The 10853-nt window shown below is 71.6% G+C and carries 4 protein-coding genes; all 4 read left to right on the top strand.

The window, feature by feature from the left end; translation table 11 throughout:
- The first annotated feature begins 3 nt into the window (after window positions 1-3).
- The 4 genes from C4U03_RS25835 (at window position 4) to C4U03_RS25820 (ending at window position 10828) form a co-directional block, all read left to right on the top strand.
- The gene (locus tag C4U03_RS25835; protein ID WP_103940981.1) at window positions 4-2991 is read left to right on the top strand and encodes a glycosyl hydrolase; all 2988 of its coding nucleotides are present in this window, start codon (window positions 4-6) and stop codon (window positions 2989-2991) included.
- A 127-nt stretch (window positions 2992-3118) separates the two neighbouring features.
- On the top strand, window positions 3119-5143 hold the full coding sequence (locus C4U03_RS25830; RefSeq protein WP_103940979.1) for an alpha-L-rhamnosidase-related protein: 2025 nt from the start codon (window positions 3119-3121) through the stop codon (window positions 5141-5143).
- The gene (locus tag C4U03_RS25825; RefSeq protein WP_103940977.1) at window positions 5140-7659 is read left to right on the top strand and encodes a glycoside hydrolase family 127 protein; all 2520 of its coding nucleotides are present in this window, start codon (window positions 5140-5142) and stop codon (window positions 7657-7659) included. Before C4U03_RS25830 ends, C4U03_RS25825 begins: the two co-directional genes overlap by 4 nt.
- Window positions 7660-7669: 10 nt before the next feature.
- A complete protein-coding gene (locus tag C4U03_RS25820) occupies window positions 7670-10828 on the top strand; it encodes a family 78 glycoside hydrolase catalytic domain (RefSeq protein WP_103940975.1) in 3159 nt (1052 codons plus the stop codon).
- Window positions 10829-10853: the final 25 nt, after the last annotated feature.

The following is a 10853-nucleotide window of genomic DNA, read 5'->3' as shown; positions in this document are numbered from 1 at the left end:
ACCATGAACGAAAACAGCTTCACCCGGCGCCGTGTGCTGCAGGTCGGAGTCGCGGCGGGCGCCGTCGCGGCGCTCCCGCTGTCGGTGCGGACGCCCGCCGCCGTGGCGGACTCCCGTCCGCTGCAGGCCGTCCGCTTCGCCGAGCCCCCGGCGGCGGTGCGGCCCAAGTTCCGCTGGTGGTGGCCGGATGGGCAGGTGGATCCGAGCGAGATCCGGCGGGAGATCGACCAGATGGCCGACGCCGGGTTCGGTGGCGCCGAGATCGTCGCGGTCCACCACAGCATCCGCGACAAGTCGGTGCTGGACCCCGAGAAGTACGGGTGGGGGACCCCCGCCTGGAACGCCGGGGTCGAGGCCGCCCTCGACCAGGCCAAGAAGCGCGGCATCACCGTCGACCTGACCGTCGGCCCCGCCTGGCCGGCCGCCGTGCCCACCATCACCCCCGACAGCCCCGAGGCGGTCAAGGAACTGGCGTACGGGCGGGCCGACGTGGCGGGCGGCGCGACCTACAGCGGCCCGGTGCCCGCCGCCCGCGCCGCCGCCGAGCACGGGGTGACCAAGCAGAAGCTGCTGTGGGTGCACGCCGTCCGTGTGGACCCGGCCCTGTCCACCCGCAACGAGACCGGCCTGGCCCTGGACTCCTGGCAGGACCTCACGAGCCTGGTCAAGGACGGCCGCATCGAGTGGAGCGCTCCAACCGGCGGCGACTGGGTGCTGCTGTCGTACTGGGAGCGTGGCTCCGGGCAGCAGCCGGAGTCCGGCCCGCACTCCAGCCCCGAGTCCTACGTGGTCGACCACTTCAGCAAGGCGGGCACCCAGGCGGTCATCGACTTCTGGGAGGAGCGGCTGCTGACCCCGCGGATCCGCAAGCTGCTCAAGCACGCGGGCGGCGCGCTGTTCGAGGACTCCATCGAACTGGAGACCCAGGCCCTCAACTGGACCCCCGGCCTGGACGCCGAGTTCGCCCGCCGCCGTGGGTACGCCCTGCACCGCTACCTGCCGGTGATCGTCCGCTACCGCGAGAACCCGGTGTTCACCTACCAGGCGGAGCTGACCCGGCGTGCGCGGCACGACTACTGGCTGACGGTCTCCAACCTGTTCAGCGAGCACCACTTCGAGGCGCTGACCGGCTGGGCGCACTCGCTGGGCCTGCAGTTCCGTTCCCAGCCGTACGGGCTGGAGACCGACGCCATCCAGCACGCCGCCATCGTGGACATCCCCGAGGGCGAGTCGCTGGGCTTCCGCAACCTCGACGACTACCGGGCGCTGGCCGGCGGCCGGGACCTGGCCGGCCGCAAGATCCTGTCCTCGGAGGCCGGGGCCTACCAGGGTGCCGCCTACAGCGTCACCTGGGACAGGTTCCTGTCCACCATGGGCGGTGCGTACGCGGCCGGGCTCAACCAGACGGTGCTGCACGGCTTCTCCTACGCCACCGCGCCCGGTGTGAACTGGCCCGGGTTCGCCGGGTTCACCCCCTACAGCGGCGGCATCGGGTTCTCCGAGTCGTGGGGGCCGCGTCACCCGACCTGGCGGCATGTCGAGGACGTCGCGGGTTACCTCGCCCGCGTCCACCAGGTCACCCAGGTGGGCACCAACAAGATCGACGTGGCGGTCTACCGGCAGAAGGGGTACACCAAGACGGGGCTGGGCGCCGGCTGGTTCACCTCCGACGGCGTCCCCCTCGGCTGGACCCACCAACTCGTCAGCGACCCCGTCCTGGAACTGCCGCTGGCCAAGGTCTCCGACGGCCGGCTCGCCCCCAAGGGCCCGGCCTACAAGGTGCTGGTCGTCGAGCACGACATCTACGGCGGCAACGAGCGCACCCTGCCCGTCGCCACCGCCGAGCGGCTGCTGAGCTGGACCAAGCAGGGCCTGCCGCTGATCTTCATCGGCGACTGGTCGGCCGCCACCGTGCCCGGCGTCGCCAAGGAGGGGGAGAACGAGCGGCTCCGGGCGATCCTGGCCGAGCTGTTCAAGCAGCCCAAGGTCCGCAACGTTCCTGACCGGCCCTCCACCCCGCAGGCCCTGGAGGCCCTCGGCCTGCAGCCCACCGTCCGGTACGCGGAGAAGTCCACCCTCCTGCACTCCCGCCGGGTGGAGGACGGGGTCGACTTCTACTACTTCGTCAACGGCAAGCACGCCGAGACCGTCAAGCCGCCGGTCGCCGCCATCGACCACAAGGTCACCCTCACCCGCAGCGACCGCGACGCCGTCCCGTACCGGCTGGACGCCTGGACCGGCGAGATCGAGCGCATCGCCGTGTACGAGGAGGACGGCGACACCGTCACCGTCCGAGTGGCGCTGCAGCCCAGCGAGTCCACCATCATCGTGCTGGCCGGCCCCGGCCACTACGGCGACGGCGCCAAGAAGCGGGTGCACGCCGTCAGCAGCCAGGCCAACGAGGTCCGCTTCGCCGGCAACGGCCTGACGGTCCGCGCCGCCCAGGCCGGAACGTACACCACCGCGCTGTCCAACGGCCGCACCGCCCAGGCCACCGTCGCGGCGGTGCCCGCGCCGGCGGACCTGACCTCCTGGACGCTGACGGTCGAGGACTGGCGGCCCGGCGCCACGCCCACCGAGACCGTCACCCAGACCCACACGGTCACCCTCGACGCCCTCAAGCCGTGGACCGAGATCCCCGGCCTGGAGGACGTCTCCGGCGTCGGCGTCTACCGCACCACCGTGAACCTCGGCAAGGACTGGACCCGCTCGCACGGCGCGTACCTGAGCCTCGGCGAGGTCACCGACACCTGCCGGGTGAAGGTCAACGGGCAGGTCCTGCCGGCCGTCGACCAGCTCAACCCGGTCCTGGACATCGGCGCCCACCTGCGTCCGGGCGCCAACACCATCGAAGTGGAGGTGGCGACCACCCTGCTCAACCGGCTGCGGGTCAGCGACCCCGGCGTCTACGGCGTCGCCGGTCGGCAGCGCTACGGCCTGATCGGCCCGGTCCGTCTCGTCCCCTACGGGGAGACGACGGTGCGCGTGTAGTGCTCGCGCACCCATGAGGCGGGAGGGCGTCGGCCCCGCCCTCCCGCCTCTCCGAACCCCTTCGCACGTCCCCTAGCAGCAGGAATGCGAGGAATTCATGTCCGCAAGAGTATCAACCCGACGTGCTGTGACGGCCGCGCTGGCCGTGACGGCGCTCACCCTGCCGGTGTTCCTGGGCGGTGTCCCCGCCGCCCAGTCCGCGCCGGTGGAGAAAGCCCCCTGGCAGAGCTACAACCTGTCGCCGGCCTCCCGTACGGTGAAGCCCGTCGCGGTCTTCAGGACCAACGGGACCGTCACCGATCCCGACGCCGTCCTCAAGGGCGACCGCACCCGCCTGTCGGGCGCCGGCTCGTACCTCACGCTGGACTTCGGCAAGAACGTCACCGGCCTGGTCACGCTGAAGTTCGCCGGGTCGGACGGCCCGCAGCGGGTGGGCCTGGCGTTCAGCGAGTCGTCGGAGTACGTCGGGATCCAGACCGACGCGTCCACCGGCGGCCCGCGCAGCCGTGACGGCGCCATCTACGCCGACGTGGACGGCCGCACCACCTACACGATGCCCGCCAAGTACCTGCGCGGTGGGTTCCGCTACCTGACGGTCTTCCTGGAGTCGGCCGGTTCGGTGGACCTGGAGGGGGTGTCGGCCCACTTCACCGCCGCCCCCAAGATGGACGACCTGCGCGACTACGCCAACTACTTCTACTCCAGCGACGAGCTGCTCAACCGGATCTGGTACGCGGGCGCGTACACGATCCAGCTCAACACCATCGACCCCAAGACCGGCCGGGTCTGGGAGGCGCCGCCCGCGGCCTGGGACAACAGCGGCGACGTCGGGGTCGGCGACACGATCCTGGTGGACGGCGCCAAGCGCGACCGCACCGTCTGGCCGGGCGACCTGGGCATCGAGGTGCCCGCCGCCTACGCCGCGTTCAACGACACCGAGTCGGCCCGCAACGCCCTCACCACCATCTACCGGCACCAGCGCGACACCGGTGAGCTGCCGTACGCCGGGCCGATGCTCAACAAGTACGGCTCGGACACCTACCACCTGTGGACGCTGGCGGCCACCTGGGACTACTACCTCTACACCGCCGACCGGGCGTGGCTGGCGCAGGTGTGGGACGACTACATCGAGGCCGTCGACTACACCCAGGCCAAGGTCAATGACCGGGGCCTGCTGTCCATCACCGGCACCTCCGACTCGGTGCGGATCCTGGCCAAGGGCGAGAACCTCATCGCCAACGTGCTGCTGTGGCGGGTCCTGACCACCGGCTCCAAGCTCGCCGCCACCCAGGGCGACTCCGGCCGGGCCGCCGACTACGCCTCCCGGGCCGACGCGCTGCGCACCGCCATCGACACCCACCTGTGGGACGAGCAGGCCGGGGCGTACAAGTTCTACCCCGACTCCACCATCCACGCCCAGGACGGCAACTCCCTGGCCGTCTGGTACGGCCTGGCCGACCAGGACAAGGCCCGCCGCATCAGCGCCAAGCTCAAGGGCAACTGGTCGCCGATCGGCACCACCGCCCCCGAGAACAAGGGCAACCCCGGTGTGTTCTCCGGCTCGATGGAGGTCAACGCCCACTTCGCCGCCGGCGGCCAGGAGGCCGACCAGGCGGGCGTCGACATCATTCGCCGCCAGTGGGGCTACATGCTCGACCACCCGCAGGGCACCAAGAGCACCTTCTGGGAGTCGTTCCGCAACCTGGAGGACTCCTGCGTGTTCTGTAGCTCCTACGTCAGCCTGGCGCACGCCTGGGCGACCGGGCCGACCCCGGCGCTGACGTTCGACGTCCTCGGTCTCAAGCCGACCGCGCCCGCCGGCCGGACCTACGACTTCGTCCCGCACCCGGCCGACCTGACGTTCGCGCAGGGCCGCATCACCACGCCGCAGGGCCGCATCGACGCGTCCTGGAAGCTGGACCGCGCCGAGGGCGCCTACCGGGCCACGCTCACCGCCCCGCGCGGCACCACCGGCCGCGTCGGCGTCCCCATCCTCGGCACCCGGATCAAGGTCTTCGTCGACGGCCGCCTGGCCTGGAACGGCCACAAGGGCAAGGCGTACGGGGCCCACAGCGACGGCGAGTACGTCTACCTGGACGGCCTGCCCGCCGGAAGCCACACCGTCACCGCCGACCGGCTGGGGGCTTCGTGACCGCTCCGTTCACCCGCCGTGCCTTCCTGGGCACGGCGGGTGCCACGACGGCCGCGCTCGGCGTCGGCCTGACCACGGTCGCTCCGGCCGCCGCCCGTACCGCACCGCACAAGCCCGACCCCAGGGCCACGCTGTCGCCGCTGCCGCTGTCGGCGGTGACCCTGCTGGACAGCCCGTTCCGCGCCAACATGACGCGGACCCTGGCGTACCTGAAGTTCATCGACGCCGACCGGCTGCTGCACACGTTCCGGCTGAACGTGGGGCTGCCCTCCAACGCGCAGCCGTGCGGCGGCTGGGAGGCGCCCAACGTCCAGTTGCGCGGCCACTCCACCGGGCATCTGCTGACCGCGCTGGCGCAGGCCCACGCCAACACCGGCGACGACGCGTACGCGGCCAAGGGGCGTCACCTGGTGGCGGAGCTGGCCAAGTGCCAGGCCGCCGCTCCGGCCGCCGGGTTCACCCCCGGCTACCTGTCGGCGTTCCCCGAGTCGGTCTTCGAGCAGCTCGAAGCGGGCGGGAACCCCTGGGCGCCCTACTACACGATCCACAAGATCATGGCGGGGCTGCTGGACCAGTACCGGCTCAGCGGCAACGGCCAGGCCCTCGACGTCGTCAAGGGCATGGCCGCCTGGGTCGAGGCCCGCTGCGCCCGGCTGGACGAGCAGACCATGCAGCGGCTGCTGCACGTGGAGTTCGGCGGCATGAACGACGTGCTCGCCGAGCTGTACCTGGTCACCAAGGACCCGGCGCACCTGCGCACGGCCCGCCGGTTCGACCACGAGGAGATGTTCGGGCCGCTGTCGCAGGGCCGCGACGAGCTCGCCGGCTACCACGCCAACACCCAGATCCCCAAGGTCGTCGGCGCGGTCCGCGAGTACGAGGCCACCGGCGAGGACCGCTACCACCGGATCGCCGCGTTCTTCTGGGACACGGTCGTCCACCACCACACGTACGTGATCGGCGGCAACAGCACCGAGGAGCACTTCGGGCCGCCGGACGAACTGGTCTGCCGCCTCACCGACGACAACTGCGAGAACTGCAACAGCTACAACATGCTCAAGCTCTCGCGGCTGCTGTTCATGCACGACCCGTCCGAGACGGCGTACATGGATTACTACGAGTGGACCCTCTACAACCAGATGCTCGGGGAGCAGGACCCCGACTCCGAGCACGGCTTCTGCACCTACTACACGGGCCTGTGGCCGGGGTCGCAGCGGCAGGGCAAGGGCGGCCTGGTGTCGGCGCCCGGCAGCTACAGCAGCGACTACGACAACTTCTCGTGCGACCACGGCACGGGGATGGAGACGCACACCAAGTTCGCCGACAGCATCTACTTCCAGTCCGGCGACGCCCTGTACGTCAACCTGTTCATCCCCTCCGAGGCCACCTGGGAGCGGCACGGCGTCCACCTCCGCCAGGAGACCGCCTACCCCAAGGCGGAGAGCACCCGCATCACGGTCACCGAGGGGGAGGGCCGCTTCGCCCTCAAGCTCCGCATCCCCGGCTGGCTGGGCGCACGCGGGCGGCACGCCAAGATCCGGGTGAACGGCGCGGCGACCGGGGTGAAGGCCGAGCCCGGCCGGTACGCCACCCTCCAGCGGCACTGGCGCAAGGGCGACGTGGTCGAGCTGACCATGCCGATGGCCCCGGTGTGGCGGAAGGCCCCCGACAACCCCCATATCCAGGCCATCAGCCACGGCCCGATCGTGCTGGCCGGCGCCCTGGGGGACCGGGAGCCCAACACCTTCCCCGCGATCGACCCCCGGTCGCTTCGGGAGACCGGTGAGCCGCTGCGCTACACCGCCCGCGCGGACGGCGCCGAGGTCACGCTGATGCCGTTCGCCGAGGTCCACCACCAGCGCTACACCGTCTACTGGGCGACCCCGGCGCCGCGGCAGCGCCCGCGCCTGCTGGCCCACTACGCCCTCGACGGCACCCTCAAGGACACCACCGGGAAGTGGCCCGACGCGGTGCTGTCGGAAGGGGCGGACTTCGCCCAGGACGGGGGAGTGGGCCTCAACGGCACCGGCGGGCACGTCGTGCTGCCGCGCGGCCTGATCACCGGGCTGGACGAGCTGACCGTGGCGATCCGGGTGCGGGCCGACTCCCTCACCAACAACGCCCGGCTGTTCGACCTGGGCTTCAACCGGCGGACGTTCTTCTACGTCAACTCCCGCACCGGTTCGGGCCGCAGCCGGTTCTCGATGAAGTCCTACGGCATGGACGGCGAGGACTTCGTCGACGCCACCGGCACCCTGCCGGTCGGGGAGTGGCTGCACGTGGCCGTCGTGGTCGGCGGAGGCTCGGCCGTCCTGTACTTCGACGGCGCCGAGGTCGGCCGCCGGGACGGGCTGGTCATGAGCCCGCTGATCCTCGGGGCCACCTCGCAGAACTTCCTCGGCCGCTCCCAGGACACGCGGCACCCGTACCTGCACGGCCGGGTCCGCGACTTCCGGATCTACAGCCACGCCCTGGATGCCGCGGCGATCGGTGAGCTGCACGCCTCGCAGAGCTAAGGAGCCTTTCATGCGCTTTCACCCCCTCACGCGCCGCGGCGCCGGGATCGTCGCCGGAGCGCTGGCGCTGACGCTGGCCGCGCCCGCGCCGGTCTCGCTGGCCGAGGCGGCGGTGCAGGCCACCGGGCTGCGCGCCGCCGACCTGCGCACCGCGCTCGGCATCGACGACACCACCCCGCCGCTGACCTGGCGGCTCGGCCCCGGCGGCCGCAACGTCGCGCAGACCGCCTACCAGGTGCAGGCGGCCACCAGCGCGGACCGGCTCAAGGACGGCCGGCCCGACCTGTGGGACTCCGGCCGGGTGTCCTCGGCCGCCCAGCGGATCGACTACGCCGGACGCAGGATCGGCAGCCGTACCCGCGTGTACTGGCGGGTCCGGGTGTGGACCGGCGGGCGCGCCTCCGGCTGGTCGCAGCCCGCCTGGTTCGAGACCGGCCTGACCGGCTCCGGCGACTGGTCGGCCGACTGGATCACCCACCCCGACTGGCGGTTCTCGCGCAAGCAGCCGACCCCGCTGGTGGTGCGGGTCCCCAAGACCACCGCCCGGTACGTCAAGATCGACGTCACCGAGCTCGGCCTGCCGCTGCGCGAGCGGCTGGACGGGGAGACCTACCGGCTGCAGCTGTCGGAGATCGAGGTCCGCGACTCGGCCGCCCCCGACACCAACCACGCCGCCGGCACCACCGTCACCCCGTCCGACACCGGCGGGTTCGTCAACCGGCAGTGGGCGCCCCGCTACATCACCGACGGCACCCAGACCAGCAACCAGGAGTTCGCCGGCTGGTCCAGCTCGGCGTACGAGTCCGCCGACGTCTCCGGCACACCGATCACCCTCACCATCGACCTGAAGTCCGCCAAGACGTTCGACCAAGTCCTGCTGTACCCGCGCACCGACCAGCCCGCCGAGACCGGCCAGGTCCCCTACTTCCCCTCGGACCTGACCGTGTCGGCCTCCGACACGGCCGACGGCGCGTACACCAAGCTGGCCGAGGTCACCGACAACAAGGCGCCGCAGTCGCCGGTGCCGGTGGCGATGCCGCAGTTCGCCAAGGACTTCACGCTGCCGCGCGGCGTCCAGCAGGCCCGCCTGTACGTCAGCGGCCTGGGCGTCTACGAGGTCGGGCTGAACGGCCGCCGGGTCGGCGACGCGGTCCTGGAACCGGCCAACACCAACTACCAGGACCGGGTGCAGTACGCCACGTACGACGTGACCAAGCTGCTGCGCAAGGGCGCCAACGCGATCAGCCTGGAGCTGGGCAACGGCCCCGCCAACGTGATCTCCACCGCCGACCGGTACCGCAAGTTCGCCCGCACCACCAGCGACCCCATGCTCACCGCGCAACTGGAGGTGACGCTGGAGGACGGCCGCACGATGCGCGTGACCAGCGGCGCCGACTGGCAGACCACGCTGGGGCCCACCACCTTCTCCAACTGGTACGGCGGTGAGGACTTCGACGCCCGCCGCCTGGCCCCGGGCTGGGACGAGCCCGGGGCCAGGCGCACCGGCTGGAAGCCCGCCATCACGGTCGACTCGCCCACCGCCGCGCTCAGCGGGCGCGTCGCCGAACCCGTCCGCATCATCGACACCCTCGAAGGGAAGCGGGTCGGCGAGGGCGACGGCTACCAGGTCTTCGACGTCGGCCGCAACATCGCCGGCTGGCCCGAGATCACCGTCCGGGCGCCCAAGGGCACCTCGGTGCGGATCGTCCCGGCCGAGAGCCTCAAGGACGGGCGGGCCTACCAGCTCAAGAGCAACGTGGGCGCGCCGATCTGGGACGAGTACACCACCGGGAGCGGTAAGGCCGAGACCTGGCACCCGCGGTTCAGCTACCACGGCTTCCGTTACCTGGAGGTCCAGGGGCTGCCCGAGGGCGCCACGATCTCGGTGCGCGGCCATGTGCTGCACGCCGACAACGACTCGGCCGGCTCGTTCACCTCCTCCAACGAGCTGATCAACGGCATCCACGGGCTGGTCCGCCGCGCCATCGAGGGCAACATGATGAGCATCTTCACCGACTGCCCCAGTCGGGAGAAGCTCGGCTGGCTGGAGCAGACCCACCTGGTCGGGGACGCGCTGGCGGCCAACTACGACGTGCACGCCATGCTCCGCAAGGTCGTGCAGGACATGGCCGACGCGCAGACCGAGACGGGGCTGATCCCCTCCACGGTGCCCGACTACGTGACGCTGGCCGGGTCCTACCGGGACGACTCCAACTGGGGCGGCGCGTTCGTCGTGGTGCCGTGGCAGCTCTACCGCGCCTACGGCGACACCGAGACGATGCGGACCCACTACCCGGCGATGCAGCGCTACCTGGCGCACCTGGAGACGCGCGTCAAGGACGGGCTGACCGACTACACCCTGGGCGACTGGATCACCCCCGACCGGACGTTCCCCAAGATGGTGTCGGCCACCTACGGGTACTGGCGGGTGCTGGACACCCTCGCCAAGATCGCCGACACGCTCGGCAGGGACGCCGAGGCCGCGCAGTACCGGGCCAAGGCCGCGCAGTCCGCCCAGGCGCTGTGGAACGCCCAGTACAACCCGCAGACCGGCGAGTTCGGCGGCGGCGGGCAGGGCGCCACCGCGCTGGGCCTGGACATGGGCGCGGTGCCCGCCGAGCACCGGCAGCGGATCCTGGACGGCCTGATCGCCGACATCGAGGCCGCCGGCTGGCACCTGCTGCTGGGCGAGATCTCGCTGCCGGCGGCGTTCCGGGTGCTGTCGCAGGCCGGCCGGGACGACGTGGTCTACAAGATCGCCACGCGGACCGACAGCCCCAGCTACGGCTACCAGGTCAAGGCGGGCAACACCGCGCTCGGCGAGATGTGGGACGGCGGCAGCGGCCAGTCGCAGAACCACTTCATGCTGGGCTCGATCGACTCCTGGTTCACCGAACGGCTGGCCGGGATCGAGCAGGCCCCTGACTCGGTGGCCTGGCGCAGGCTGGTGATCCGCCCGGCCGTGGTGGGCGACCTGACCGGCGCGGCGGGCACCCGGCAGACCCCCTACGGGGAGGTCCGCACCCGCTGGACGAAGGAGGACGGCAAGGTCAGGCTGACCGTGACGGTGCCGCCGGGCGCCACCGCCGAGGTGCACGTGCCGGGAACGGACCGGGCCCGCACGGTCGGCTCGGGCACCTGGACGTTCACCTCCGGCCGGATCGGCTGACGGGTCCGTACCGCCGCTTCGCCCC

Origin of the sequence: Thermomonospora echinospora, from assembly GCF_900108175.1 — a bacterium.
GTDB classification, from domain to species: domain Bacteria; phylum Actinomycetota; class Actinomycetes; order Streptosporangiales; family Streptosporangiaceae; genus Thermomonospora; species Thermomonospora echinospora.
Note: the sequence above shows the minus strand (reverse complement) of the source record. Positions and strands in the feature narration are given on the sequence as shown.